This is a genomic window from Pseudomonas arsenicoxydans, from assembly GCF_006438915.1.
Classification (GTDB): Bacteria; Pseudomonadota; Gammaproteobacteria; order Pseudomonadales; family Pseudomonadaceae; genus Aquipseudomonas; species Aquipseudomonas arsenicoxydans_A.
This window is the reverse complement of record NZ_RCZE01000007.1, coordinates 276,946-303,474: the sequence shown is the minus strand read 5'-3', so window position 1 is coordinate 303,474 and position 26,529 is coordinate 276,946. Positions and strand designations below refer to the sequence as shown.

Here is a 26,529-nt window from a genome sequence, read left to right as displayed (position 1 = left end):
AAAGGACGACTAACCTGCGGTCGGATCATCATGACACAAGCCTTCGGCCAAACATAACCGAGTCTCAATCGAGGCCTTTATAGAGGCAGGACATTGGGACAATAGTCAGCGGTAGTTGTTCTGTCTGTGGCGAAGTAGGACAATTGCCGGCTTCACGTCACCATCAGCGACCTTGAATGGCCTTCCTTGCACTCGGTATCAACCACAAGACTGCGTCAGTAGACGTCCGCGAGCGCGTGGCCTTTACCCCTGAGCAGCTGGTGGAGGCCTTGCAGCAGCTCTGCCGCCTCACCGACAGCCGCGAAGCTGCGATCCTCTCCACCTGCAATCGCAGTGAGCTCTATATAGAACAGGATCACCTTTCGGCGGACATCGTATTGCGCTGGCTGGCCGATTATCACCATTTGAGCCTCGAAGAGCTGCGTGCGAGCAGTTATGTGCACGAAGATGATGCGGCAGTTCGTCACATGATGCGGGTCGCCTCCGGGCTCGATTCGCTGGTGTTGGGCGAACCGCAGATCCTCGGTCAGATGAAATCCGCTTACGCCGTGGCGCGTGAGGCCGGGACCATCGGTCCATTACTCGGGCGTTTGTTTCAGGCGACGTTCAACGCGGCCAAACAGGTACGCACCGACACCGCCATCGGCGAGAACCCGGTATCCGTGGCGTTTGCCGCGGTGAGTCTGGCCAAGCAGATTTTCAGCGACCTGCAGCGCAGCCAGGCCTTGTTGATTGGCGCCGGCGAAACCATCACCCTGGTCGCCCGTCATCTGCACGAGCTGGGTGTAAAACGCATCGTCGTCGCCAACCGCACCCTGGAACGCGCGAGCATTCTGGCCGAGCAGTTCGGCGCCCACGCCGTGTTGCTCTCGGACATCCCGGCCGAACTGGTGCGCAGCGACATCGTCATCAGCTCCACCGCCAGCCAGTTGCCGATCCTTGGCAAAGGCGCGGTGGAAAGCGCGCTGAAACTGCGCAAGCACAAGCCGATCTTCATGGTCGATATCGCCGTTCCGCGCGATATCGAGCCGGAAGTCGGCGAACTCGACGACGTTTACCTGTACAGCGTCGACGATCTCCACGAAGTGGTTGCCGAGAACCTCAAGAGTCGTCAGGGCGCAGCCCAAGCGGCCGAAGAGATGGTCTCGGTCGGCGCCGAAGACTTCATGGTGCGCCTGCGCGAACTGGCGGCGGTGGATGTGCTCAAGGCTTATCGTCAGCAAAGCGAGCGCATGCGCGACGAAGAATTACAGAAGGCTCAGCGCCTGCTGGCCAACGGCACCAGCCCCGAAGACGTGCTGGTGCAACTGGCGCGTGGCCTGACCAACAAACTGTTGCACGCACCCAGCGTGCAATTGAAAAAGCTCTCTGCCGAAGGCCGCCTCGATGCGCTGGCCATGGCCCAGGAACTCTTTGCCCTGAATGAGGGCTCATCGGATAGCTTTTCGGATAAAAAACCGCAATGAAAGCGTCACTGCTCAATAAGCTGGACATCCTCCAGGACCGTTTCGAGGAATTGACCGCCTTGCTTGGCGATGGCGAAGTCATTTCCGATCAGACCAAATTCCGCACCTACTCCAAGGAGTACGCGGAAGTCGAGCCCATCGTCGGCACCTATAAACAGTTGCTCAAAGTGCAAGGCGACCTCGAAGGCGCCCAGGCACTGCTCAAGGACAGCGACCCGGACATGCGCGAAATGGCCGTGGAAGAAGTCCGCGAAGCCAAGGAGCAACTGATCGAACTCGAAGCCAGCCTGCAACGCATGCTGCTGCCGAAAGACCCGAACGACGGGCGCAACGTATTTCTCGAAATCCGTGCCGGCACCGGCGGCGACGAGGCAGCGATTTTCTCCGGCGACCTGTTCCGCATGTATTCGCGATACGCCGAACGTCGCGGCTGGCGGGTGGAAATCCTCTCGGAGAACGAGGGCGAACACGGTGGCTATAAAGAAGTCATTGCCCGGGTCGAAGGCGACAACGTCTACGGCAAGCTCAAGTTCGAATCCGGCGCGCACCGTGTGCAACGGGTCCCGGCCACCGAATCCCAGGGCCGCATCCACACCTCAGCCTGCACCGTGGCGGTGTTGCCCGAGCCGGATGAGCAGGAAGCGATCGAGATCAACCCTTCGGATTTGCGCATCGATACCTACAAATCCTCGGGTGCCGGCGGTCAGCACGTCAACAAGACTGACTCTGCCATTCGCATCACGCACTTGCCGTCCGGTATTGTCGTGGAGTGCCAGGAAGAACGCTCCCAGCACAAGAACCGCGCCCGGGCGATGTCCTGGCTGTCGGCCAAACTCAACGATCAGCAGACCAGCGCCGCGGCCAATGCCATCGCCAGCGAGCGTAAGTTGCTGGTCGGTTCCGGTGATCGCTCGGAGCGGATTCGGACCTACAACTTTGCCCAGGGCCGGGTTACCGACCACCGGGTCAACCTGACGCTGTACTCGCTCGACGAAATTCTCGCCGGCGGGGTCGACGCGGTGATCGAGCCGTTGCTGGCCGAATATCAGGCCGATCAATTGGCGGCGATAGGTGAGTAAATGACGATCATTGCCAGTTTGTTGCGCGCCGCCGACTTGCCTGACTCGCCCACCGCGCGTCTGGATGCCGAGTTGTTGCTGGCTGCCGCATTGGGCAAGCCGCGCAGTTTTCTCCACACCTGGCCGGAGCGCATCGTTCCCAGTGAAGCGGCGCTGACGTTTGCCAGCTACTTGCAGCGTCGTCGTGGCGGTGAGCCGGTGGCTTACATACTGGGGCAGCAAGGGTTCTGGAAGCTGGACCTGGAAGTGGCGCCGCACACGCTGATCCCGCGACCGGACACCGAATTGCTGGTGGAAGCCGCGCTTGAACTGTTGCCGGCCACACCCGCCAAGGTCCTCGACCTCGGCACCGGCAGCGGCGCGATCGCCCTGGCCCTGGCCAGCGAGCGTCCGGCGTGGAAGGTCACGGCGGTCGATCGCGTGCTGGAAGCCGTGGCCCTGGCCGAGCGCAACCGCCAACGCTTGCACCTCAATAACGCCACGGTGCTGAGCAGTCATTGGTTCAGCGCGCTGGAAGGTCAGCGTTTTCAACTGATCATCAGCAACCCGCCTTACATCCCTTCTTCCGATCCGCATCTGGTGGAAGGCGATGTGCGCTTCGAGCCGGCCAGTGCCTTGGTGGCTGGTGTCGACGGGCTCGACGATCTGCGCTTGATCGTCGCCCAGGCGCCGGATTATCTGGAAGCGGGTGGCTGGCTGATGCTCGAACACGGCTACGATCAAGCCAGTGCCGTGCGCGATTTGTTGCTGACCCGCGGCTTTGAAAACGTCCACAGCCGAATAGATCTGGGTGGACACGAACGAATCAGCCTGGGGCGCCTGCCGTGCTGAATGATCAGGAATTATTGCGCTACAGTCGGCAGATTCTGTTGCAGCACGTCGACATCGACGGCCAGTTGCGATTGAAAGAAAGCCGCGTGTTGATCGTCGGCCTTGGCGGTCTCGGCTCGCCAGTTGCGCTGTACCTGGCCGCAGCCGGCGTGGGTGAGCTGCACCTCGCCGACTTCGACACGGTCGACCTGACCAACCTGCAACGCCAGATTATTCACGACACCGACAGCGTCGGCCTGAGCAAAGTTGATTCGGCGATTCGCCGTTTGACCGCCGTCAATCCCGAGATCCAGTTAATCGCCCTCCGCACTGCGCTGGACGAAGATTCCCTCGCGGCGGCGGTTGCGGCGGTGGATCTGGTACTGGACTGCTCCGACAATTTCTCCACCCGCGAAGCGGTCAATGCAGCCTGTGTCGCCGCCCGCAAGCCCTTGGTCAGCGGTGCGGCGATCCGCCTCGAAGGGCAATTGTCGGTGTTCGACCCGCGCCGGCCGGAAAGTCCGTGCTACCACTGCTTATATGGGCATGGCAGCGAAGCCGAACTGACATGCAGTGAAGCCGGCGTCATCGGGCCGTTGGTGGGGTTGGTGGGGAGCCTTCAGGCGCTTGAAGCCATGAAACTGCTGGTCGGTTTCGGCGAGCCGCTGGTGGGGCGTCTGTTGTTGATCGATGCGTTGGGCTCGCGCTTCCGTGAATTGCGGGTCAAGCGTGATCCGGGCTGCAGCGTCTGTGGTTCGACACATGCGTGAAGCGCCGATTGGCGTGTTCGACTCCGGCGTCGGTGGGCTCTCGGTGCTGGCCGAGATCCAGCGATTGCTGCCCAATGAGTCACTGCTGTACGTCGCCGATTGCGGGAACATTCCCTACGGCGAGAAAACCCCGGAATTCATCCGTCAGCGCTGCAGCGTCATGGCCGATTTTTTCCAGCAGCAGGGCGCCAAAGCCCTGGTGGTGGCGTGCAACACCGCGACCGTCGCGGGCGTTGCCGACTTGCGTCGCGATTACCCGCAGTGGCCCATCGTCGGCATGGAGCCGGCGGTCAAACCGGCCGCCGCCGCGACCCGCAGCGGCGTGGTCGGCGTGCTCGCCACCACCGGCACCTTGCAGAGTGCCAAGTTCGCCGCGTTGCTTGACCGTTTCGCTACTGATGTGCGCGTCATCACTCAGCCCTGTCCCGGCCTGGTCGAGCTGATTGAAAACGGTGATTTGCACAGCGAGGCATTGCGCCAGTTATTGGCCAGGTACGTTGAACCGTTGCTCGGCGCCGGGTGCGACACCCTGATTCTCGGTTGTACGCATTATCCCTTCCTGAAGCCTCTGCTAAAGCAGATGATCCCGGATGACATCAGTCTGATCGACACGGGGGCGGCTGTTGCGCGGCAACTTCAGCGACTGTTGGCCGAGCGTGAATTGCTCGCTGGCGGGCCGGCGCGTGCTGCCGAGTTCTGGACGAGTGCCGATCCGGTTCATTTTAGAAATATCTTGCCGATACTGTGGAATACGTCCGGCGTTGTGAGAAGCTTCAAGCGTTAACAAAAAAGTTGGGGCGGTGCGAGTTATTGGGGTGAACTTCTGATTTAGCGTTGACTTCTATAGCGTTGCGTAACAAAAAAACCATTTGAAATCGTTCGGAAAAGGATGTTTCTAGTGAAGCGACTATTCTGCTTGGCCGCGATTGCGGCCGCTTTGATGGGGCAAAGTTTCACCGCACAGGCGGCAGGCGTGGAGTTCGGGGTCGGTCAGACCAGCGAGTCAACCATGACTTATCGACTGGGCATGGTATTCGATTGGGATCAGAGCTGGTGGCAAAGCGACGTGGGTCGCCTGACCGGTTACTGGAGTGGCGCCTATACCTATTGGGATGGCGACAAGAGCTCCAGCAACAACAGCCTGTCGTTCTCGCCGGTGTTCGTTTACGAATGTGCCGGGCAGTCGATCAAACCTTACCTCGAGGCGGGGATTGGGGTGGCGGTGTTCTCCCACACTGAAGTCGAAGACAACAATATTGGCCAGGCCTTCCAGTTTGAAGACCGATTCGGGTTTGGCCTGCGCTTTACTGGCGGGCATGAAGTCGGGATTCGTGCGACGCACTATTCCAATGCCGGTATGAGCAGTCACAACGACGGTGTGGAAAGCTACTCGCTGCACTACACAATGCCGTTGTAAATACGGTCAATGTGGGAGCGGGCTTGCTCGCGAATGCGGTGTGTCATTCAGCTAAATTGTTGACTGACACACCGCATTCGCGAGCAAGCCCGCTTCCACATTAGATCTTCGGTAACTTCGGACTCAGCGATACGCCGTGCTGATCCCCTGGCGCTCTTCGATGCATTCGGGTGCGCCCATCTCGAATTCCCGGCAGATCAGCGGGCGTTTTTCATAGATGGTGCACATCATGCTGTTGCGATCCAGCGCAGCGCACCAGCCGTCGTCCAGGCGCAGCATGACCTCCCCGCCCCAATCGTCGGTATCGATAAAACGTTCAGGCACGCCCGTGTCGGTGATCAGCATCACTTCAAGCTGACAGCAGCAAGCCGCGCAGGTCGAGCACGCCACGGCCGGCTCGGCGATTTGCGTGTGGGGAATGGTTTTCATGGCGCGCAGTGTAAGGCAGTGGGTCGATGCTGTGTGAAAGGCCTGACGGACGCTCAGTGTTGGCCGTCGGACGCCAGCCGCTGGGCCATGAAATGAAGGGTGGGAAACAGGGCAGCCCAGAGCAGTCCGATGCCGATCAAGGTTGGCCATTGACCGTAAGGAAATTGCACCCCCGCCAGTTTTCCACCAGCGTAATAAGACAGAGGCCCGCCGACCGCGCCCAGTAAACTGCCCAGCCACCAAGGATTGGCAGTCCACGCCAGGCAGTGGCGCAAGGTGGTTGCCAGCAGCGCCCACAACAGCATCAGCCAAAGCGGAATCAAAGGCATGACATCGGCGAAATCAAATACGCCCAGCCAGCGCAATGAACTGTCGACGGTGGTGCCCAGCAACACCACGCTGAGGATCAATCGACCTTCATCGGCCCAGCGACTTATCCACAGCAGATGAATCACCAGAACCGTCAGTGCCACCAACAACCACAAACTGTTGCCGCCAGCTACGCAAGCAAACCAGCCGAGCTGAAACATCAGCGCATTGGCCACGCGTTCAAGCATCGAAACGGCCCAACAGCGGCGCGGTAATAGCCGAGGGTTTGGCCAACAGCAATTGCGCCGTGCCGATGGTGCGCTCCAGAAAGCCGCCTTCGCAGTAGCACAGGTAAAACTCCCACAGGCGCAGGAAATAGTCGTCGTAGCCCAACTCGCTCAAGCGACCCTGAGCGCGTCGAAAATTCTCATGCCACAGGCGCAGGGTTCGCGCGTAGTGCAAGCCAAAATCCTCCATGTGCAGCAGGTTCATGTCGGTGTCGCGACTGACGATCTCGAGCATTTTCTGTACGCAGGGCAAGGCGCCGCCGGGGAAAATGTAGCGCTGGATGAAGTCGACGTTGCCCTTGGCCTGTTCATAGCGTTGTTCGCGAATGGTGATGGCCTGCAACAGCATCAAGCCGTTGCTCTTGAGCAAGTGTGCGCATTGCTTGAAGTACGTCGGCAGGAAGCGATGACCGACCGCTTCGATCATCTCGATCGATACCAGTTTGTCGTACTGGCCGGTGAGGTCGCGGTAATCCTTGAGCAGCAGCGTGACCTGGCCTTGCAGGCCAAGGGTTTCGATTCGTTGAGCGGTAAAGGCGAACTGCTCTTTCGACAGCGTGGTGGTGGTGACCTGGCAGCCGTAATGCTGTGCCGCATAAAGCGCCATGCTGCCCCAGCCAGTGCCGATTTCGAGCAGGTGATCGCTGGGTTTCAAGGCGAGTTTCTGGCAGATCCGTTCGAGTTTGTTCAACTGCGCCTGTTCGAGGCTGTCTTCGGGGCTAAGGAATTGCGCCGCGGAATACATCATGGTCGGATCGAGAAACTGCTCGAACAGGTCATTGCCCAGGTCGTAATGAGCTGCGATGTTTTTCTGCGAGCCCTTGCGGGTGTTGCGATTGAGCCAGTGCAGCCCTTGAACGAAAGGTCGGCCGAGTTTCGCCAGTCCGCCTTCCAGCGCATCCAGTACGTCGAGGTTGCTGACGAAAACGCGCACGACGGCGGTCAGGTTCGGCGAACTCCAATAACCGTGGATGAACGCTTCACCCGCGCCGATCGAACCGTTGCTCGCCACGCAGCCCCATGCTGCGGCGTCGAGAATATGAATCTCCCCGATCAAGTGACTGCCGGCCGTGCCGAAGACATGCCGCTCGCTGCCCTCGATAAGCACCAGTTGCCCGTGTTTAAGTGCCGCCAGTTGCCGCAGCACGCCACGGCGCAGCAACGCTCCGGTCAAGCCGTGGGTGACGGGTAGTGTGGCTTTGGCCAAAATGCTAGAGGACTTCATGACGGCGATCCTTGGAGGGAACTGTGGCGGTTCGAAAGCTGCCGTCGGCAGCTCGATGAGCAAAGATCGGGGCGCGTTTGAGCAACAGGCGCAAGGCCTGCCAGTAAATCGCCAGGCAGGTTTTTGCAGTCATCCACGGAAACTGCCGCAGGTATCGGTGCAGGCTGCTGCGGTCGAGGGCTTCGCGCTGCAGGTTGAGCGTGGCATCGAACAGTTTCAGGTCGCCCTGCCAGTCCGCCATGTGTACCCCGAGCTTGTTGGCGACAGGGCTGAAACTCATCCGGTATTCGAGATCCCGGGGCAAAAACGGCGACACATGAAACGCCTTGGCCACGACGAAGTGCTGATGGAAATCGAGCAGGTTCACCGGCGAGCGCGCGGGCAGCACATAGAGGTAGCGTTCTCGCCATGGCGTGTTGGTGACTTCGCAGACGATCGCCGCCAACTGCCCATCGGCTTCATGGCAGTAGAAGAAACTCACCGGGTTGAACGCCAGGCCCCAACTGCGCGCTTGAGTCAGCAGGCAGATCGAACCTTGCGGCGCATGGCCGATGGCTTCGCACACTTGCTGGCGGACCGCGTCGATCAGGCGCATGCCCTGGCCGGTAAAGGTTTTCAGGTAGTCCGTTTCGCGAAACGAGAAGGGCGCAAAACGGCTGGTGCCGCACAGGGGCGACAACCTGAGCACGGTGTCTTGCTCGTCGAGGTCCAGGTACAGCAGGCCGACCCGATAGCGGAATTCGTGGTGCCTTGGGGCAAACCGCCGGTGGGCGATCCAGCCGCTGTAAAGGGCGCTGTTCACAGAACTTCTCCTAAGGAGCGGGCGACTCGCAAGGCGCTGACCACGCCGTCCTCATGGAAACCGTTGGCCCAATAAGCGCCGCAAAAATGGCTATGTTGCGCGCCATCCAGTTCATCCCAGCGACCTTGCGCGACGACGGCGGTCAGGCTGTATTGCGGATGGGCGTAGGTGAAGGTGCCGAGCACCTTGTCAGGGCTGATGCCAGCGCTTTGGTTGAGGCTGACGCAGAACGTGGTATCGCTCTGCAAACCTTGCAGGATGTTCATGTCGTAGGTGACTGCGGCCAGTGTGTGACCGGAGCCCCCTAGGCGGTAATTCCAGCTGGCCCAGGCCCGTTTGCGTACCGGCAGCAAACGCGTGTCAGTGTGCAGCACCACTTCGTTATCGGCGTAGGGCAGGGCACCGAGGATCGACCGTTCGGCATCGCTCGGCCGGGCCAACAGTTTCAATGCCTGATCGCTGTGGCAAGCGAACACGACTTTATCGAAGCGTTCGCTGCCAGCGGCACTGTGGATAACCACGCCTGCGTCATCGCGCTCGACGCGCGTCACTGGGCAGTTGAGACGAATCTTTTCGCGAAATGAGGCGGTCAGTGGTCCCACGTAGGCATTGGAACCGCCTTCAATCACGCACCATTGCGGGCGATTGCTGATGGACAGCAGCCCGTGATTCTTGAAAAACCGCACAAAAAACTGCAATGGGAAACCGAGCATGTCCGCCATGGACATCGACCAGATCGCCGCCCCCATTGGCACGATGTAATGCAGGATAAAGCGCTCGCCGTAGTTGCCGGCCTTCAAGTAATCGTCCAGCGTGGTGTCGGCGGTGATGTGACCTTGCGCCAGGTCGCGCTGGGCTTCTTTATTGAAGCGCAGAATGTCGCGCAACATGCCCCAGAATCCTGGCGACAACAGGTTACGGCGTTGGGCGAACAGGCTGTTCAGGTTATTGCCGTTGTACTCAAGACCGGTGTCCGGGTCCGTCACCGAGAAACTCATTTCAGTCGGTTTGAAACCCACCCCGAGCTGGCCGAGCAGGCGGATGAAATTCGGGTAGGTCCTGTCGTTGAAGACGATGAAACCGGTGTCTACCGCATAGCGCTGGCCATCGACCGACACGTCGACCGTGTGGGTGTGACCACCCGCCCGGTCGCCGGCCTCGAACAGGGTGATCGCATGCCTGCGATTAAGCAGGTACGCGCAGGTCAACCCCGAGATACCGCTGCCGATGATGGCGATATTCACGGTAGATCCTGGATCGGCGCAGGGCTGCGTACCATGCGTTTGCCGATGGCCAGTTGCACCGCGTTGGGCATTTTCGACAGCGGCCACAGCGCCGCCATGAACAGGCCCGGAAACGCGATTTCCAATGGCCGGTTCTTGAGTTTGGCGAAAATATGCCGGGCCGCTTTACCCACCGGCCAACTGAGCGGCATCGGGAAATCATTCTTGGCCGTCAGCGGTGTCTCGACGAAGCCCGGGCTGACGATAGTGACTTCGATGCCTTCCGGCGAGAGATCAATGCGCAGCGATTCAAACAGGTAACGTAGCCCCGCCTTCGACGCGCCATAGGCTTCGGCGCGCGGCAGTGGCAAGTACGTAACGGAGCTCGCGACGGTCACCAGGTGCGGCGCGGTGCCTTTGCGCAGCAATGGTAACGCCGCCTCGATGCAGTAGGCGCTGGCGAGCAGATTGGTGCGCACCACGTGTTCGACAATCGATGAATCAAATTGCTTGACGTCCACGTATTCGCAGGTGCCTGCGTTGAGAATAACCGTGTCCAGCGAACCCCAGTCTTGTGCAATCTGCTCACCGATTTCACGCACCCGCTGGCTATTGGTCAGGTCACCGGGCACCACCAGCACTTGTCCGGGGTAGCGCTGAGACAAAACCTTCAGCACGGCTGTCGAGCGTGAACTGACGGCCACGTGAGCGCCGGACTTGAGTATTTCTTCGGCCAGCGAAGCGCCAATACCGCTGCTGGCGCCGGTCAACCAGTAACGCCGTGGAGAGGCGAGGCTCATCCCATTCTCCTTTTCAGCCAGGCAATTGCCCGACCCAGTACGGGTAAATGTTCGTAAATCAGCGCGCCGGCATCGAAGTAGTCCCGATGCCGATAAACCTTGTCGCGCCAAAGCAGGTGCGAGCAACCTTCCACGCGTATCAATTGACCGTTGGCCAGGCGCGGGTGGCGGTAACTCATGACCCAGCGCAGATAGCCTTCGCCTTCACGGATCTGGTCGAAACCGTGAAAGTCGAAACGCAGATCGCTGACATTGGTATAGAGCTCGGTGAAGTAGCTGCGCAGTTGCACCAGACCCTGTACTTCATGCAGCGGATCGGTGAAGTGCACATCATGGCTGTAGAGCTGATTGAGGTACTGCAGATTGTCCTTGTCCAAGGTCGCAAACTGCTGTGCAAAACGCCGCAGGAAATCACTCATGGAAATCGCCTGCTTGCTGCCGCGATGGCAGATCCTTGAACGCGGCCAGCGCCCGTTGTCGGGACGTACTCAGATTGACGATCGGCGATGGATAATCCGCCACGCCGAACAGTCCGCCGAGGTTGGCCGGGTTGTGAACTTCCTTTTTATCGAGCCCGGCCAGTTCTGGCAGCCATTGTTTGATGAACAGGCCTTCGGCGTCGAATTTCTCCGACTGGCTCTGCGGGTTGAAAATCCGGAAGTAGGGCGCCGAATCGGTGCCGGTGGACGAGCTCCATTGCCAGCCCCCGTTGTTCGCCGCCAGGTCGCCGTCGATCAAGTGCCGCATGAAAAAGCGCTCGCCTTCACGCCAGTCGATCAGCAGGTTCTTGGTCAGGAACATCGCCACCACCATGCGCAGCCGGTTGTGCATCCAGCCGGTCTCAAGCAATTGACGCATGGCCGCGTCGATGATCGGCAGGCCGGTGCGGGCTTCTTGCCAGGCCAGCAGATCTTCCGGTGCGTTGCGCCACGCCAGGGCCTCGGTTTCCGGGCGGAAGGCGCGATGGCGCGAGACCCGCGGGTAACCCACCAGGATATGTTTGTAGAACTCACGCCAGAGCAATTCATTGATCCAGGTGACAGCACCGACCTTGCCGCTGTCGAACTCGCCCTGATTGGTTTGCAGGGCGGCGTGCAGGCATTGGCGCGGGGAAATCACTCCGGCGGCGAGATAGGCCGAGAGCTGGCTGGTGCCGGGCTTGGCCGGGAAGTCGCGTTCATCCTTGTAGTAGTCGATCTGGGCGTCGGCGAACGTGTTGAGGCGGCGTCGGGCTTCGGCTTCTCCGGCGGGCCAGAGTGTGCGCAGGCTTTCGCTCGGCGTTTCGAAGCCTTCAACGTTTGATGGAAGGGTGTCGCTGCTGATTGCCAACGGCGCCTGGATAGCAGGCGCAGCGATCAGGCTCGGCAGGGATCCACGCAATCTGTCGTAGCAGACCTTGCGGAACTGACTGAAGACCTGAAAGTAAGTATTGGTCCTGGTCAGCACGGTGCCGGGTTTGAACAGCAACTGATCGAGGTAACTATAGAAGCCGATGCCTTGGGCCTTCAGCGTTTCGGCGACCGCTGTATCACGACTGCTCTCGTGAACGCCGTACTCCTCGTTGACGTGCACGGCGTCGATCTTCAACTGCTGGCACAGGTCGAGCAGCACTGCCGGCGCCTCATCCCAGCGCGATGCCATGCGGATCAACAACGGGATGTTCAGTTTGGCCAACGCGCGGCTCAACTCCTTCAGATTGCGCAGCCAGAAATCCACTTTGCACGGTGCATCATCGTGTTCCAGCCACTGCTCCGGACTCAGCAGATACACCGCCACTGTTGGGCCGCGCGCTGTGGCGGCCGCGAGGGCGGTGTTGTCGAGTACGCGCAAATCGCTGCGCAGCCAGATCAATTGCATGGTGGAGTCCGCACGTTTCATTAAATTAGCCCACGCTGAACCAGGTCCTGATGCGCCGATAACGGGTCTTCGGCGAAGGACAAATCAGCGATCTCAGTCGTTCTTACGGACAACTCGGCGTGGTGGATGCATACCGTTGGTCCGGCAATCATTTTTGGGCAACTGACTCCATTCAGTAGTTTCGGCAGCTGCGAAAGATTTATGGCTTTGCTGGAATACAGCAGTACGCCGCGGGCTTGCAGGTGATCGACCGCCATCGCGAGCTCGCCGGCGGGTAAAGGCCAGTCGAACACCTCCACCGGACAATCGGCGCTGCTGATCAACCACGCGGTGAGCCACAAATGAGGTTCCAGTGGCACATCCGAGTGATTGATCAGCAGCAGGGGCGCGGCGCGCAGCTGACGGTTGTTATGGTAGATGCGTGCGCCGAATTTGCTGCGCAACCAGGAATAAAAGAACGCCCGCTCCATCTGCGCACCGAATTGGCCCTGCCAGCGTTGGTCCAGTTCGGCCAGCAACGGCATCAACAAGAGTTCGCATAAGGTGCGCGGTGGGTACAGCGCCATGGCTTGATTGACGGTGTCATCGAGGGTGCGTTCGTTCAGGTGCGACACCGCGTGCAGCAGCGTCTGGCGCAACACCTGCCAATCGTTTTCAACGGGTTCGCTAAACGCTTGCGGCGTGTCCAGCAACTGCTTGACCTGGCTGACGGCCACACCGCGGTTGAGCCACGTGAGGATCGTCAGGATGCGTTGAACGTGTTCGGCAGAGAACAGCCGATGGCCCTTGGGTGTGCGATGTGGCACGACCAGGCCATAGCGCCGTTCCCAGGCGCGCAGTGTCACGGCGTTGACACCGGTCTGGCGCGCCACCTCGCGGATCGGTAACCAGCCGTCGTCCAGCGCCTTTTTAAAGTCGTCGCCGAGGTCTTCGCTGGCGCTGGTGTCGAGTTGGGTTTTCATTAGATCGCGTTTCGCAGACTGAGGTTTTCCGGGTGCGGTTGCAGGTAAACCTGTTGCGCAATGTAGGGATCCGGGTGCTGACGGAAGTAGTGCTTGAGCAGGGTCAATGGCACCACCAGCGGCACGATGCCTTGGCGGTACTGGCCGATGACATGTTGCATTTCCTGTTTGTCTTCAGGACTGATGACTTGCTTGAGGTAGCCGCTGATGTGTTGCAGGACGTTGGTATGGGTGCGCCGTGTGGCGCATTTTTTCAAGGCCGCCATCAGTTCGCTGAAATATCGCGGGCCGAGTTCATTGGGATCGGTCTGGCCCATATTGCCCAGCAAACTGCCCAGGGCTTTGTATTGCACCGGGTTGTGCGCCATCAGCAGATATTTGTAGCGCGAGTGGAATTCGGTAAGGTCGCGGCGGGTCAGGCCTTTTTGCAGCAATTGCTGCCAGGCACTGTAGGCAAACACGCGCGTGAGGAAGTTTTCCCGCAGCACCGGGTCGTTGAGTCGGCCGTCTTCTTCTACGGGCAGGTCAGGGTGCAGCGCACAGAACGCCTGGGCATAGAGGCCTCGTCCGCCGCCTTCTGCCGGTACGCCGTTGGCCAGGTAAACCTTCACTCGTTCCAGGCCACAGGAAGGGGACTTTTGCATAAAGATGTAGCCGCAAATGTCGCTCAACTGACCCGCCATTGTCTGCCCGTACTCGGTGAGCTGCCGGGTGACATTAAGCTCGGCGTGAACACTGCCGACTGCTTGCGGATGTTGCGGGTCGCCCACCAAGCGGATTGGCTCTCGGGGAATGCCGAGGCCGATGGCAACTTCCGGGCATACCGGGACAAAATCGAAGTGGTCAGAGAGGGTGCGACTGCACAGGCGTGATTCCTTGTGCCCGCCGTTATAGCGAACCTCGGCGCCCATCAGGCAGGCGCTGATAGCGATTTTCGGTCGGGTCGCTGGCTGGTTGCGCATCGAAGCACCTCGAATCTAAACTTGTACAGAATCTGGTCTCTGTACAACATAGTCTTCATCATAGATTCAAAGGTGTACAAGTCAAATTGTTTGTATAAGTTTTTGTGGATCTACTTCCAGCCCGATTGCCAGGTGTCGCTGTTCTTGAGGGTTCGCCAATCGAGGCGTTCACTGCGCTGGGTCAGCACCGCCTGTAACTCAACTTCCAGCACCGTGCCCTCCTCGTCGCGGAATACCTCGGTCACCAGAAAGTGTTTTTCGCGGTGTAGCGGATGGGCTGCTGTCCACTTCGACAGCAGCAATTTACTCGGATTGATGCGGTTCACTGCAAATGTTCATGCAATCGGCGAGCAGCTTCCTGACCGCTCAGCCAGGCGCCTTCGACACGCCCGGACAAGCACCAGTCGCCGCACACATACAGGCCCAGGTCGGCGTCGGCGAGCGCGCCCCATTCATGGCTGCTGGCGGGGCGGGCATAGAGCCAGCGATGGGCGAGGCTGAAGCTCGGGGCGGGCATGGAATCGTGCAGCAATTCGGCGAATGCGCCATGCAGTTGCTCGATCACCGCTTCCTTGGACAGGTCGATATGTTGCCGGCTCCAGGCGCTGGTCGCGTGCAGCACCCACGTATCCATGGTGTTGTCGCGACCTGGTTTGCTGCGGTTGCGGGCCAGCCAGTCGAGTGGACTGTCTTGTACGAAACAACCTTCCATGGGCGTATCCAGCGGCGTTTCGAATGCCAGGGCTACGGCCCAGGTCGGGTCCATTTTTACCCCGGCAGCGGCCCCTGCCAGCTTCGAGGCAGCGGCCAGCAATGCGGTGGCTTGAGGCGCTGGCGTGGCGATTACCACATGACTGAACGGACCGTGAGTGAAACCTTCGGCGTCCTGCAGATGCCAGTGTTCTTCACCGCGATAGACCTCGGTGATCCGGCAGGCGAACTGCACTTCCAGGTCACCGAGCAGGCCACGGGTGATGGCGCTCATGCGTGGCGTGCCGACCCAGCGCGTCTGTTCGTCCGGCGACAGGTTGAGCTGACCGCCGTGGTAGGTGTAGAGCTGCGGCGTCCATTCGGCGACCCAGCCGTTGGCTTGCCAACGCTGGACCTCGGTGACGAAGCGCCGGTCGCGGGCAGTGAAATATTGCGCCCCCATGTCCAGAGCACCTGCATCACTGCGCTTGCTCGACATGCGTCCGCCACTGCCGCGGCTTTTATCGAAAAGTTGCACGACATGCCCTGTATCTGTCAGGGCTTGCGCGGCTGAGAGCCCGGCGATGCCGGTGCCGATGATTGCGATAGGTACAGTCATAGGGGCCTCGTTTACCTTTCTGTACAGACTACGCCGTGGTTCAAACCTGTACAATATTGTTTTTTGGTATAACTTTTAGCGTTCTCGATCTGACAGCTTGGCCTATGGTTAAACACAGAGCCTGCCCGATACCAAAGATCCCTGCTTATAAAAATAGACTAGTGATCAGGGTTAAACGCCACGCGAGGAAGAAGTCATGCACATATTGCTGACCGGCGGTACTGGTTTGATAGGACGTCAGCTCTGCAGACACTGGTTGAGTCAGGGCCATGGCCTGACGGTCTGGAGTCGCGAGCCTGAAAAAGTTGCAAAAATCTGCGGCACTCAAGTGAGGGCAATTGCCCGGCTGGAGGACCTCGACCAGGCACCGCTTGATGCGATTATCAACCTGGCGGGCGCACCGATTGCCGATCGACCCTGGACGCACAAGCGCAAGGCGTTGCTCTGGAGCAGCCGTATCACCCTGACTGAAACGCTGCTGGCGTGGCTCGAAAAGCGCGAGCAAAAACCTTCGCTGTTGGTGTCCGGTTCGGCGGTGGGCTGGTATGGCGATGGCGGGGAGCGAGAACTGACCGAGGCTTCGCCTCCGGTCATAGACGATTTTGCCAGCCAGTTGTGCGTCGCCTGGGAGGAAACCGCCCTGCGTGCCGAAGCCTTGGGACTTCGCGTCGTGCTGATTCGTACCGGGTTGGTGTTGTCGGCCGAGGGCGGCTTTTTGTCGCGGCTGTTGCTGCCGTTCAAACTGGGGCTGGGCGGGCCGATCGGCAGTGGTCGGCAGTGGATGCCATGGATCCATATCAACGATCAAATCGCCCTGATTGATTTTCTTCTGCATCAGAAAGACGCCAGCGGTCCCTATAATGCCTGCGCGCCCAAACCGGTGCGCAATCGCGAATTTGCCAAGACGCTGGGCAGTGTGCTGCACCGCCCGGCGTTCATGCCGATGCCGGCCCTGGCGTTGAAAGTGGGGCTTGGCGAGTTGTCGTTGTTGTTACTGGGCGGCCAGAAGGCCCTGCCGGTACGCGCGCTGGACGCGGGTTTCACTTTCCAGTTCACCGATTTGCGCGCGGCCCTGGACGATCTGTCCAGCCGCCTTTGAAATAGGACGTTGCATGACCGATCACGCATTGCTTCTGGTTAATCTGGGTTCACCGGCCTCCACCTCGGTGGCGGATGTGCGCAGCTACCTCAATCAATTTCTGATGGACCCGTATGTGATCGACCTGCCATGGCCGGTGCGACGCTTGCTGGTGTCGCTGATCCTGATCAAACGCCCGGAGCAGTCAGCCCACGCCTACGAGTCGATCTGGTGGGAGGAGGGCTCGCCCCTGGTGGTGCTCAGTCGGCGCCTGCAACAGGCGATGACGACGCAGTGGACCCACGGCCCGGTCGAGTTGGCGATGCGTTACGGCGAGCCGTCGATTGAAACGAAACTGCTGCAACTGGCCGCTCAGGGCCACAAAAGAATCACCCTGGCGCCGCTTTATCCACAGTTCGCCGACAGCACTACCACGACGGTGATCGAAGAAGCCAAGCGCGTGCTGCGCGCGAAAGGACTCGATATCCAGCTGTCGATTCTCCAGCCGTTTTACGATCAGCCGGAATACCTCGATGCATTGGTTGCCTCGGCCAAACCCTATCTGGAGCAGGATTACGATCACTTGTTGCTGAGCTTCCACGGTTTGCCGGAGCGGCACCTGACCAAGCTCGATCCGACGGGCAAGCATTGCTTCAAGAATGAGGATTGCTGCAAGAACGCAACGCCCGCGGTATTAGCCACCTGCTATCGCGCGCAATGCCTGCGCACGGCGTCGGAGTTTGCCAAGCGCATGGGCTTGCCGGACGGCAAATGGTCGGTGTCGTTTCAGTCGCGTCTGGGGCGGGCCAAGTGGATCGAACCCTACACTGAAGCGCGCCTCGATGAACTGGCCAAGAGCGGCGTGAAGAAGATTCTGGTGATGTGCCCGGCGTTCGTGGCTGATTGCATCGAGACGCTGGAAGAGATCGGTGATCGCGGGCTCGAACAATTCCGCGAAGCGGGAGGGGAGGAGTTGGTACTGGTGCCGTGCCTGAACGATGACCCGCAGTGGGCGCGGGCGTTGAGTGCACTGTGTGAAAGAGCGCCGTTGGCGTTGTAGGGATACAACCTGTGGCGAGGGAGCTTGCTCCCGCTGGGTCGCGAAGCGGCCCCAAATTCTCGCAGTCGACGAAGATTTTGTGAGTGCTGCGCACTCAAGCGGGAGCAAGCTCCCTCGCCACAGGGGATCACCTGTTACAACAGTGGTTCATCCGCCTTCTTGTGCTTCCAGCTGTCATTCCCCGGCAGCAACAGGTTCAACGCAATTGCCGTCACCGCGCACAGCGCGATGCCTTTGAGGCCGAAGTCGTCCGGGCCAGTTCCGGTACCGACCAGCACACCGCCAATCCCGAACACCAGGGTCACCGACACAATCACCAGATTGCGTGCTTCGCCCAGATCGATCTTGTGGCGAATCAGCGTGTTCATGCCCACGGCCGCAATCGAACCGAACAACAGGCAGAGAATCCCGCCCATCACCGGCACCGGAATGCTTTGCAGCAGCGCGCCGAACTTGCCGATGAACGCCAGGCTGATGGCGAAAATCGCCGCCCAGGTCATGATTTTCGGGTTGTAGTTCTTGGTCAGCATCACCGCGCCCGTTACTTCGGCGTAGGTGGTGTTGGGTGGACCGCCGAACAGGCCGGCTGCGGTGGTGGCAATCCCGTCACCGAGCAGGGTGCGGTGCAGGCCGGGCTTCTTCAGGTAATCGCGACCGGTCACGCTGCCCACGGCAATCACGCCGCCGATGTGCTCGATGGCCGGGGCCAGGGCGACCGGAACGATGAACAGAATCGCCTGCCAGTTGAACTCCGGCGCGGTGAAGTGCGGAATGGCAAACCAAGGGGCAGCGGCAATCTTCGCGGTATCCACGACACCGAAATAGAAGGCCATGGCAAAACCGACCAGCACGCCGGAAATGATCGGCACCAGGCGGAAAATGCCTTTGCCGAACACAGCGACGATCAGGGTAGTCAGCAGCGCCGGCATCGAGATCAGCATCGCCGTCTGGTAATGAATCAGTTCAGTACCGTCGCCGGCCTTGCCCATCGCCATGTTGGCGGCAATTGGCGCCATGGCCAGGCCGATGGAGATGATCACCGGACCAATCACCACCGGTGGCAATAGGCGGTCGATGAACCCGGTGCCTTTGATCTTCACGGCCAGGCCGAGGAAGGTGTAGACGAAACCGGCCGCCATCACGCCGCCCATGGTCGCGGCGAGGCCGAACTGGCCCTTGGCGAGAATGATCGGGGTGATGAAGGCAAAGCTTGACGCCAGGAACACCGGCACCTGACGCCCGGTGACGATCTGAAACAGAATCGTCCCCAGACCCGCGGTGAATAGCGCCACGTTCGGGTCGAGGCCGGTAATCAGCGGCATCAACACCAGGGCGCCGAAGGCCACGAACAGCATCTGTGCACCCGACAGCACCGTGCGCCAGAGCGGATCGTTGAACTCTTGCTGCATGCTCAAGCGTCCTTCTGCTTGGTGCCGAAGATCTTGTCACCGGCATCGCCCAGGCCCGGGATGATGTAACCGTGTTCGTTGAGTTTTTCGTCAATGGACGCGGTGTAGATGGTCACGTCCGGGTGAGCCTTTTCTACCGCGGCGATGCCTTCCGGCGCTGCTACCAGGACCATGGCGCGAATGTCACGGCAACCGGCCTTTTTCAACAGGTCGATGGTGGCGACCATGGAACTGCCGGTGGCGAGCATTGGGTCGATAATCATCGCCAGGCGCTCGTTGATTTCCGGGACCAGTTTTTCCAGGTAGGTATGGGCTTGCAGCGTTTGTTCGTTGCGGGCCACGCCGACGGCGCTGACCTTGGCGCCCGGGATCAGGCTCAGCACGCCTTCGAGCATGCCGATACCGGCGCGCAGGATCGGTACTACAGTAATCTTCTTGCCGGCGATTTTCTCGACCGACACGGTGCCGCACCAGCCTTCGATGTCGTAGGATTCCAGCGGCAAGTCTTTGGTGGCTTCATAGGTCAGCAGGGCACCGACTTCCTGAGCGAGCTCACGGAAATTCTTGGTGCTGATGTCTGCACGGCGCATCAGGCCAAGTTTATGACGGATCAGCGGGTGGCGGATCTCGAGGATGGGCATGGGAAAGGCTCCGGCGGCGGGCAAAAAAACCGGCCTAGATTAATCTATCCGAGGGTGTTGTCCTATAGACATACAGTACGTTAGTCCACAAACGCTTGATCTGGCCGTGCGGGATGCGTACCTTTGCCCGCTTTTCCTGTCCGCCACCCCCCTTGGAGAGCGCCATGTCCGCTGATCTCGAGCATATCCGTCAAATCATGCGAGAGGCTGACTGCCTGTACACCGAAGCTGAAGTCGAGGCGGCCATCGCCCGCGTCGGTGCACAAATCAACGACCAGATGGCTGAAAGCAATCCGGTGGTGTTCTGTGTGATGAACGGCGGTCTGATTTTCTCCGGCAAACTGTTGACCTATCTGAACTTCCCGCTGGAAGCGTCCTACCTGCACGCCACCCGTTATCGCAATGAAACCAGCGGCGGCGACCTGTTCTGGAAAGCCAAGCCGGAAGTGTCGTTCATCGACCGTGACGTGCTGATCATCGACGACATCCTCGATGAAGGTCACACCCTGGGTGCGATCATCGATTTCTGCAAACACGCCGGCGCGCGCAAAGTGCACACCGCCGTGCTGATCGACAAGGACCACGACCGCAAGGCTCGCCCGGACCTGAAAGCCGATTTCGTCGGCCTGCCGTGCATCGACCGTTACATCTTCGGTTACGGCATGGACTACAAAGGCTACTGGCGTAACGCCAACGGGATCTTTGCTGTTAAAGGCATGTAAGCCATGACTACGCCGCGCTTTCTTGATCAAACCTTGTTCACTGAATTGGCCGGGAAAGCGGCGTCGAACCCTCGTGGGCGTCAGCATCACAACTTCCATGAGATGGAAGACGCCTGTCATCGGATGGCCGTGGGGTTGCAGCCGAACACCTACATCCCGCCGCACCGCCATTTGGGCGAAAACAAGGCTGAAACCTTGCTGGTCCTCAAAGGGCGGCTCGGGGTGCTGATTTTCGACGAGTCCGGTGCTGTGGTGAGAAAGCAAATCCTGCAGGCCGGCGGCGATTGTGTCGGTGTGGACCTGCCAGGCGGCGTTTTCCACAGCGTCGTGGTGCTGGAAGCCGACAGTCTGATGTTCGAGTGTAAGGCCGGTCCTTACCGTCCGGTAGGTGAGGGTGAGCTGGCTCACTGGGCGCCCCGGGAAGGCGAGCCGGGTGTGGCTGAGTATCAAGCGTGGATGCGCGCGCAGTTCGATTGATATTCGCCCCCTGTAGGAGTAAGCCTGCTCGCGATAGCGGTCTGACGGACACATCTGTGCTGGATGTGCCGACGCTATCGCGAGCAGGCTTACTCCTACAATGGATCGTGGCCACCGAAATATTTTCATAGGCCCGTGATAAAGTGCCAGGCCTCGCCTTCGGAGCCCGTCATGAGCCTTTTGATCCGCAGCTGCGCCGCCCTGTTGCTGACCCTCAGCCTGCCACTGGCGGCAGCCCCGGCGCCGATGCACACACAGTTTCTGCCACCCGATGACCTGACCCTGCGCGACGCAGAACCCGAGCAGCAACAACTCCTGCAGGTCACCGAATATTCCGTGGTAGTCGGCAGTCAGCGCCAGTCCAATCAGCAGCCGATTCCCGTCACGTCACCGGTGCTGATCCGCCTCAAGGGTAAATCCTTGAACAAGGGCGCGACCATCAATCAGGTGTTGGTCAACTTCGATGGCGAAAGCAAAAGCCTGAAAAAACCGGTCTACGACGACAAAAGCAAAACCCTGACGCTGTTTTACCCGATGGCGCAATACCGGGTGGTGATCGACTTGTTGCGCAATGACACGGTGTATTGCCAGTTCCTCAGCTATGCCAACGGCCATGTCTGGGCTGATTTGCACACCGGTGCCACTCGCGCGCGTTGAGCCAGGCGTCAAGGGAGGGGTAAACTGCCCGCCCCGTGTAATGTCTGCGAGCTGGAGTCGGCAATGCGTAAAGATAAGAAACAAGTGATTGGTGACGAGATCGGCGACGAGCAGATCAAGTTGTTCCTCGATTTCGAGCCAGTCGACGCCACTTCGCCGTCGCTGCACAAGCTGATCAAGGCCTATCGTGGCCTGCGTATCGATGACTTCGAGCGTTTTCTGACGTTCTTCGTTGAGGCCGGCCTGGACCTGGACGGCAAGGATGAACACGGTAATGACTTCGTCGCCGTGATCAAGGATCAGCGCAATGCGGCCGAGTACATCGAGCTGATCGCCAAGGCCCGTGGTTAACCTATTGCGCTGAATCTGTGGTGTTTGTGCTGGCCCCTTCGCGAGCAAGCCCGCTCCCACATTTGATTTGTGTACGCCGATCTAATGTGGGAGCGGGCTTGCTCGCGAAGAGGCCGGCACAAGTGATGAAGATCTTGGATCATCCGTATCACCGGCCATAAAAAAACGCCCCGCTCTCACTGAGAACGGGGCGTTTTTTATGAGACCGAATCAAGCGTAGCTTTCGGTCTCGTTACTGGCTTCAACCAGTTCCAGCGCGATGTTGTTGTGCGCATTGATCTTGCGATACAGCGCCGCATCGGTTTCCAGGACTTTTTCACGGGCCGGGAAAATTTCAGCCAGTTTGGCCGCCCACTCACCGGACGCTTTGCTCGGGAAGCATTTTTCGATCAGCTCAAGCATGATCGAAACCGTTACCGAGGCACCTGGAGAAGCGCCGAGCAGGGCGGCAAGGGAACCGTCCTTGGCCGCGACCAGTTCGGTACCGAATTGCAGGACGCCGCCCTTTTTCGGGTCTTTCTTGATGATCTGAACCCGTTGGCCGGCCACTTCCAGGCGCCAGTCTTCAGCTTTCGCTTCAGGGTAGAAGCGACGCAGGGATTCCAGGCGTTGTTCCATCGATTGCATCACTTCGCTGACCAGGTACTTGGTCAGGTCCATGTTGTTTTTCGCCACGGCGAGCATCGGGCCGATGTTGCCGGCGCGAACCGACAACGGCAGGTCCATGAAGGAACCGTGCTTGAGGAACTTGGTGGTGAACCCGGCGTAAGGTCCGAACAACAAGGACTTGCTGCCATCGACGACACGGGTGTCCAGGTGCGGCACGGACATCGGTGGCGAACCCACGGCGGCCTGGCTGTACACCTTGGCCTGGTGGTGTTTGACCACTTCCGGGTTGTCGCAACGCAGCCATTGGCCACTGATCGGGAAGCCGCCGAAGCCTTTGCTTTCTTCGATGCCCGAGGCCTGCAACAGCGGCAATGCCGCGCCGCCAGCGCCGAGGAAGACGAATTTCGCGTCGACGTCACGGGTGTTACCGCTGTTGACGTCCTTGATGCTGACGGTCCAGCCGCCTTTGTTGCGCTTCAGGCCGGTCACGCGCTTGCAGTACTTGACCTGTGCGTCGGGCGCGCTGGTCAGGTGCTTGAGCAGTTGATTGGTCAGTGCGCCGAAGTTGACGTCTGTGCCATTCATCACGCGGGTCGCCGCGACGACTTCGTCGGCCGGACGGCCCGGCATCATCAGCGGCATCCAGTCGGCCATTTTGGCCTTGTCTTCGGTGTATTCCATGTCCGCGAAGGCATGGTGCTTGCTCAGCACCTTGAAGCGTTCCTTGAGGAAGGAAACGCCGCTGTCACCCTGCACGAAGCTCAGGTGCGGCACCGGGCTGATGAATGTCTTGCAGGAGCCAAACGTGCCTTTCTTGGTCAGGTAGGACCAGAACTGCTTCGACACCTCGAACTGAGTGTTGATGTGCACGGCTTTCTTGATGTCGACGGTGCCATCAGCCGCCTGGGGCGTGTAGTTGAGCTCACACAGCCCGGCGTGACCGGTACCGGCGTTGTTCCACGGGTTGGAACTCTCCGCAGCACCGGAATCCATCAGCTCGACGACTTCCAGCTTGATCGCGGGGTCGAGCTCTTTGAGCAATACCGCCAGGGTGGCACTCATGATGCCGGCCCCAACCAGTACTACGTCGACTGCTTCGTTATGCGCCATTTAACGCGTCTCCAAAATCTGCAGCACCAAATTGTCGGCATGGCTGCCAGGCGTTCCGGGGCGTGTCAGTGATGCCCCTGGTACTCATGGTCAGTATCGCCATGTCCGAATCTTCGCAATTTTTTGCAACTTCGACGGACGCTACCGGCCGGGTCAATGAGGGTTATGAACTCATTTGAGCGCGCGACTGGCAATTCGACTTATGGTCGATACATCCGTTTGTGCAACCAAATCCGTAGCGGACAGGCTTCAGGCTCCGGTATTCGAGGAACGCTCGATCCTGTGTCGTTGGGCTGTTTCAGACGCTAATGGTGCATGTTCAGACGCAAAACTATTCATTTGCTCGCCACACTCTTGTGAAGTTGTGAAAACCCGTTTTTTTCACGCTCTTTTGAAGACGTGAACCTCAAAAAAGGGCTGTCCCTGCCTGGCACCGTGCCCGGATGGATTGCCGTCATGGGGTACATGACCGGCAAAACGGGCAAACAGCTCAGTGACCGAGCGTAATGACAGCTCTGCAGATTCGCGAAAAGCGGGGTTTTTGCTCAGGGAACAGCAAGCGCGCCAGCTTCACTCGATCTGTGTGGGCGGCTCTCTGTGGGCGGTGCGGGGTGTCAATACCAGGGCATTGACGATGCTGCGAGGCCCGATCAGGAGACGTCCTTATAATCGGGGGGAGATTGTATCTAAGAAACGCAGGGAAATGGACGTGTTTAATGACTTTTATTAGGCGTTCGGTCAGGTGGTCAACAGATGTTGCACCCGTGCGCGTGGCTGGCGGGTGCTAACGCGGGCGCTAGGGGGCAGGGGCTGATGCAACCAGTTGAGGCGGATTTCTTCGATTTCGACCCAGCTATCGCCCATCGGCTGGAGGCTGCACTGCTTGAACGCCTGGCAATGACCATTGCTGTCGAGCAGGGCAAAACAACGGTGCAGCGGGCGTGGTGCGAACAAAGAGATGAGGTAGCGCATGGCGAAGTACCTGATGGGGGAACTGCAGTGAAGATTGCCTACTAGCCGTTACGTGCCCGTGTATGGGCGATGACAGATGTGTGACAGGAACCGCTTTCCCAAGGGTTTGTCAGACATTTCAGTATTGATTGAAGGCCACTGGTTAGCCGCAGTGGCCCACCGCTATACTGCGGGCCTGTTTGTGCCTGATTCTGGAGAGAAGCGCATGTTGCAACGCCTGTTGTTCGGTTTGATCACTGTGACCAGTTTGACCCTCGTCGGCTGCGCCCACAGCCCGCAACAACTGAACCCCGAGCCCAAGCTGACAGCTCAGCTGGCGCCGGTCGGCCATGGCCAGCCAGTGGTGGTGCGTGTGGTGGACGGTCGTCCGTCGCCAACCCTGGGCACGCGCGGCGGCCTGTATCCGGAAACCAGCGCGATCACCGTGCAGGGCGCGCAGATTCTGCCGAAGTTGCAGGCGCAGTCCGAAGCGGCCGTGCGGTTGCTGGGCTTTACCCCGACCAACAATGCTGCGAATGCGCCGCAAATCACCGTGACCCTGACCGAGCTGAAATATCAGTCGCCCAAGGAAGGCATGTACGTGACCGAAGCGACTATCGGCGCGACCTTCCGCTCCGATGTGCAGAACGCCAATCGGCGTTACAGCGGCCGTTACGGCGCATCGCTGGACCAGCGTTTCGGCATGGCGCCGAACCAGGAAACCAACACCAAGCTGGTCAGCGATGTGTTGAGCGATGCGTTGACGCGGCTGTTCAAGGATCCGACCGTGGGTCAGGTTCTCGGCGAATAAACGTTCGACGCAATCAAAAAAGCCCGGAACCAGCAATGGCCCCGGGCTTTTTAATGCCCGGATTTCTACCGGATTTACTCCGATCAAATGTGGGAGCGGGCTTGCTCGCGAAAGCGGTGTATCAGTCAACATAAACGCTGAATGTGAAGCCGCTTTCGCGAGCAAGCCCGCTCCCACATTGTTCAGCGGTGTTGCACAGACCTATTCAGGCGGCTTCGGAGTAGAAGTCCAGCACACTCACCCCGGTCAGCAAATCCGTCTCTGGCAAATCCGCATGTTGGTGTCCGCCCAGCGCGCAATACACCAGCCAGTGACGGTCCTGAACATTGAAGGCGAGGCTTCCCACAAGGTTTTGTTGTTCTTCACTTTGGGCAATGAGGTACAGGCGATCCTGGTTTTCAGCGTGAAGCATGACGATATCCGTGTCTGTTTTCGTGGGGCGCGAGACTGACGGATTCAGATGACGAAGCTGTGACTCAGGTCAGGAATCTGCCAAATGGTCAGTTATTTGTCGTAAAGCGGGTGCAGGAGGGAAGGCTTTCGGTAGAATCCGCGCCGCAGTCGTCGGTTCGGCGCCTGCCACACCTGTTTTTCTTGAGGTCCGTGATGTCGCTGCATTTGATGACGCAGTTTACCGCCCATCCCGCCAAACTGGTCAATCTGCTGGCCTTGCTGCTTGCCTTCCCCGGCAGTTGGCTGCTGCACGCCACTCGTCGCCGCGAACAACGCGCCATGGCCAGTATCGTGTCCCAGCGCCAGAGCCAGCCCAACGTCGAACCGACCCTGGATTGGGCGACCTTGCGCATGAACCGCTTTTTCTATCGATTCGGTTTCGCCTGCCTGGGGCTGGCGTTGCTAGTGTCGTGGATCAGCACGCGGGTCTGAACCTCTGACACACAACCTGTGGTGAAGGGGGCTTGCTGTGGTGAGGGGGCTTGCCCCCTCA

General features: G+C 59.4%; 31 protein-coding genes. 14 read left to right on the top strand and 17 right to left on the bottom strand.

From position 1 onward, the window contains the following. Positions 1-176: 176 nt before the first annotated feature. The 6 genes from hemA (at position 177) to EAH78_RS17175 (ending at position 5,542) form a co-directional block, all read left to right on the top strand. Complete coding sequence (gene hemA, locus EAH78_RS17200) at positions 177-1,466, top strand: glutamyl-tRNA reductase (RefSeq protein WP_140668557.1); 1,290 nt, start codon at positions 177-179, stop codon at positions 1,464-1,466. Then, entirely contained in the window at positions 1,463-2,545 is a 1,083-nt protein-coding gene (gene prfA / locus EAH78_RS17195; RefSeq protein ID WP_140668556.1) for a peptide chain release factor 1, read from the top strand. Before hemA ends, prfA begins: the two co-directional genes overlap by 4 nt. Continuing rightward, positions 2,546-3,376: a peptide chain release factor N(5)-glutamine methyltransferase gene (prmC, locus tag EAH78_RS17190; protein WP_140668555.1), complete on the top strand. Its 831-nt coding sequence runs from the start codon at positions 2,546-2,548 to the stop codon at positions 3,374-3,376. After that, complete coding sequence (locus tag EAH78_RS17185; RefSeq protein ID WP_140668554.1) at positions 3,370-4,125, top strand: molybdopterin-synthase adenylyltransferase MoeB; 756 nt, start codon at positions 3,370-3,372, stop codon at positions 4,123-4,125. Before prmC ends, EAH78_RS17185 begins: the two co-directional genes overlap by 7 nt. Continuing rightward, a complete protein-coding gene (gene murI, locus EAH78_RS17180) occupies positions 4,118-4,909 on the top strand; it encodes a glutamate racemase (protein ID WP_140668553.1) in 792 nt (263 codons plus the stop codon). The genes EAH78_RS17185 and murI overlap by 8 nt, the downstream gene beginning before the upstream one ends. A 114-nt stretch (positions 4,910-5,023) precedes the next feature. Continuing rightward, positions 5,024-5,542, top strand: coding sequence for an acyloxyacyl hydrolase (locus EAH78_RS17175; RefSeq protein WP_140668552.1), 519 nt, complete (start codon positions 5,024-5,026; stop codon positions 5,540-5,542). Between the two features lie 123 nt (positions 5,543-5,665). Here EAH78_RS17175 and EAH78_RS17165 read toward each other — a convergent pair whose 3' ends face one another. The 12 genes from EAH78_RS17165 to EAH78_RS17110 all read right to left on the bottom strand — a co-directional run bounded on the left by EAH78_RS17165 (position 5,666) and on the right by EAH78_RS17110 (position 15,707). After that, positions 5,666-5,971, bottom strand: coding sequence for a YkgJ family cysteine cluster protein (locus EAH78_RS17165; RefSeq protein ID WP_140668551.1), 306 nt, complete (start codon positions 5,969-5,971; stop codon positions 5,666-5,668). A gap of 53 nt (positions 5,972-6,024) precedes the next feature. Beyond that, positions 6,025-6,528: a DUF2878 domain-containing protein gene (locus EAH78_RS17160; RefSeq protein ID WP_140668550.1), complete on the bottom strand. Its 504-nt coding sequence runs from the start codon at positions 6,526-6,528 to the stop codon at positions 6,025-6,027. Then, a complete protein-coding gene (locus EAH78_RS17155; RefSeq protein WP_140668549.1) occupies positions 6,521-7,792 on the bottom strand; it encodes an SAM-dependent methyltransferase in 1,272 nt (423 codons plus the stop codon). The genes EAH78_RS17160 and EAH78_RS17155 overlap by 8 nt, the downstream gene beginning before the upstream one ends. After that, the gene (locus EAH78_RS17150) at positions 7,779-8,594 is read right to left on the bottom strand and encodes a DUF1365 domain-containing protein (RefSeq protein WP_140668548.1); all 816 of its coding nucleotides are present in this window, start codon (positions 8,592-8,594) and stop codon (positions 7,779-7,781) included. The genes EAH78_RS17155 and EAH78_RS17150 overlap by 14 nt, the downstream gene beginning before the upstream one ends. After that, positions 8,591-9,838 carry an NAD(P)/FAD-dependent oxidoreductase gene (locus tag EAH78_RS17145; protein ID WP_140668547.1) on the bottom strand — a complete coding sequence of 416 codons (1,248 nt, stop codon included), beginning with the start codon at positions 9,836-9,838 and terminating at the stop codon, positions 8,591-8,593. Before EAH78_RS17145 ends, EAH78_RS17150 begins: the two co-directional genes overlap by 4 nt. Beyond that, positions 9,835-10,617 carry an SDR family NAD(P)-dependent oxidoreductase gene (locus EAH78_RS17140; RefSeq protein ID WP_140668546.1) on the bottom strand — a complete coding sequence of 261 codons (783 nt, stop codon included), beginning with the start codon at positions 10,615-10,617 and terminating at the stop codon, positions 9,835-9,837. Before EAH78_RS17140 ends, EAH78_RS17145 begins: the two co-directional genes overlap by 4 nt. Continuing rightward, on the bottom strand, positions 10,614-11,036 hold the full coding sequence (locus EAH78_RS17135) for a nuclear transport factor 2 family protein (RefSeq protein WP_140668545.1): 423 nt from the start codon (positions 11,034-11,036) through the stop codon (positions 10,614-10,616). Before EAH78_RS17135 ends, EAH78_RS17140 begins: the two co-directional genes overlap by 4 nt. Continuing rightward, positions 11,029-12,474 (bottom strand): deoxyribodipyrimidine photo-lyase, encoded by a 1,446-nt coding sequence (gene phrB / locus EAH78_RS17130; protein WP_140668544.1) that lies wholly within the window; start codon positions 12,472-12,474, stop codon positions 11,029-11,031. The genes EAH78_RS17135 and phrB overlap by 8 nt, the downstream gene beginning before the upstream one ends. Positions 12,475-12,494: 20 nt before the next feature. After that, the gene (locus EAH78_RS17125; RefSeq protein ID WP_140668543.1) at positions 12,495-13,436 is read right to left on the bottom strand and encodes a MerR family transcriptional regulator; all 942 of its coding nucleotides are present in this window, start codon (positions 13,434-13,436) and stop codon (positions 12,495-12,497) included. Beyond that, positions 13,436-14,398 carry a YbgA family protein gene (locus tag EAH78_RS17120; protein WP_140668542.1) on the bottom strand — a complete coding sequence of 321 codons (963 nt, stop codon included), beginning with the start codon at positions 14,396-14,398 and terminating at the stop codon, positions 13,436-13,438. The genes EAH78_RS17125 and EAH78_RS17120 overlap by 1 nt, the downstream gene beginning before the upstream one ends. Positions 14,399-14,508: 110 nt before the next feature. Next, the gene (locus EAH78_RS17115) at positions 14,509-14,724 is read right to left on the bottom strand and encodes a TIGR02450 family Trp-rich protein (protein WP_140668541.1); all 216 of its coding nucleotides are present in this window, start codon (positions 14,722-14,724) and stop codon (positions 14,509-14,511) included. Further along, positions 14,721-15,707, bottom strand: a complete 987-nt coding sequence (locus tag EAH78_RS17110; protein WP_140668540.1) for an NAD(P)/FAD-dependent oxidoreductase — start codon at positions 15,705-15,707, stop codon at positions 14,721-14,723. Before EAH78_RS17110 ends, EAH78_RS17115 begins: the two co-directional genes overlap by 4 nt. A gap of 196 nt (positions 15,708-15,903) precedes the next feature. On the opposite strand from EAH78_RS17110, the gene EAH78_RS17105 reads away from it, so the two are divergent. Beyond that, positions 15,904-16,806, top strand: coding sequence for a TIGR01777 family oxidoreductase (locus EAH78_RS17105; protein WP_140668539.1), 903 nt, complete (start codon positions 15,904-15,906; stop codon positions 16,804-16,806). A gap of 13 nt (positions 16,807-16,819) precedes the next feature. Beyond that, positions 16,820-17,845: a ferrochelatase gene (gene hemH, locus EAH78_RS17100; protein ID WP_140668538.1), complete on the top strand. Its 1,026-nt coding sequence runs from the start codon at positions 16,820-16,822 to the stop codon at positions 17,843-17,845. Between the two features lie 134 nt (positions 17,846-17,979). Here the strand turns inward: hemH and EAH78_RS17095 are convergent, their stop codons facing one another. After that, entirely contained in the window at positions 17,980-19,254 is a 1,275-nt protein-coding gene (locus EAH78_RS17095) for a uracil-xanthine permease family protein (RefSeq protein WP_140668537.1), read from the bottom strand. Between the two features lie 2 nt (positions 19,255-19,256). Continuing rightward, positions 19,257-19,895: a uracil phosphoribosyltransferase gene (upp, locus tag EAH78_RS17090; protein ID WP_008025893.1), complete on the bottom strand. Its 639-nt coding sequence runs from the start codon at positions 19,893-19,895 to the stop codon at positions 19,257-19,259. A gap of 164 nt (positions 19,896-20,059) precedes the next feature. On the opposite strand from upp, the gene EAH78_RS17085 reads away from it, so the two are divergent. The 4 genes from EAH78_RS17085 (at position 20,060) to EAH78_RS17070 (ending at position 22,102) form a co-directional block, all read left to right on the top strand. Beyond that, positions 20,060-20,617 carry a hypoxanthine-guanine phosphoribosyltransferase gene (locus EAH78_RS17085; protein WP_123435109.1) on the top strand — a complete coding sequence of 186 codons (558 nt, stop codon included), beginning with the start codon at positions 20,060-20,062 and terminating at the stop codon, positions 20,615-20,617. 3 nt (positions 20,618-20,620) lie between these two features. Beyond that, positions 20,621-21,094: a WbuC family cupin fold metalloprotein gene (locus EAH78_RS17080; protein WP_140668536.1), complete on the top strand. Its 474-nt coding sequence runs from the start codon at positions 20,621-20,623 to the stop codon at positions 21,092-21,094. Between the two features lie 171 nt (positions 21,095-21,265). Then, on the top strand, positions 21,266-21,751 hold the full coding sequence (locus tag EAH78_RS17075) for a hypothetical protein (RefSeq protein WP_140668535.1): 486 nt from the start codon (positions 21,266-21,268) through the stop codon (positions 21,749-21,751). Positions 21,752-21,814: 63 nt separating this feature from the next. Next, a complete protein-coding gene (locus EAH78_RS17070; RefSeq protein ID WP_140668534.1) occupies positions 21,815-22,102 on the top strand; it encodes a PA4642 family protein in 288 nt (95 codons plus the stop codon). Between the two features lie 210 nt (positions 22,103-22,312). Here EAH78_RS17070 and mqo read toward each other — a convergent pair whose 3' ends face one another. Continuing rightward, a complete protein-coding gene (mqo, locus tag EAH78_RS17065) occupies positions 22,313-23,821 on the bottom strand; it encodes a malate dehydrogenase (quinone) (protein WP_140668533.1) in 1,509 nt (502 codons plus the stop codon). A 738-nt stretch (positions 23,822-24,559) separates the two neighbouring features. Then, positions 24,560-24,793, bottom strand: a complete 234-nt coding sequence (locus EAH78_RS17060) for a hypothetical protein (protein WP_027925979.1) — start codon at positions 24,791-24,793, stop codon at positions 24,560-24,562. A 205-nt stretch (positions 24,794-24,998) separates the two neighbouring features. Here EAH78_RS17060 and EAH78_RS17055 point away from each other — a divergent pair, with 205 nt between their 5' ends. Next, the gene (locus EAH78_RS17055) at positions 24,999-25,583 is read left to right on the top strand and encodes a YajG family lipoprotein (protein ID WP_140668532.1); all 585 of its coding nucleotides are present in this window, start codon (positions 24,999-25,001) and stop codon (positions 25,581-25,583) included. A 205-nt stretch (positions 25,584-25,788) separates the two neighbouring features. Here the strand turns inward: EAH78_RS17055 and EAH78_RS17050 are convergent, their stop codons facing one another. After that, entirely contained in the window at positions 25,789-25,995 is a 207-nt protein-coding gene (locus tag EAH78_RS17050) for a hypothetical protein (protein WP_140668531.1), read from the bottom strand. A 194-nt stretch (positions 25,996-26,189) separates the two neighbouring features. Between EAH78_RS17050 and EAH78_RS17045 the strand changes: the two genes are divergently transcribed. Then, the gene (locus EAH78_RS17045) at positions 26,190-26,468 is read left to right on the top strand and encodes a hypothetical protein (RefSeq protein ID WP_140668530.1); all 279 of its coding nucleotides are present in this window, start codon (positions 26,190-26,192) and stop codon (positions 26,466-26,468) included. Positions 26,469-26,529: the final 61 nt, after the last annotated feature.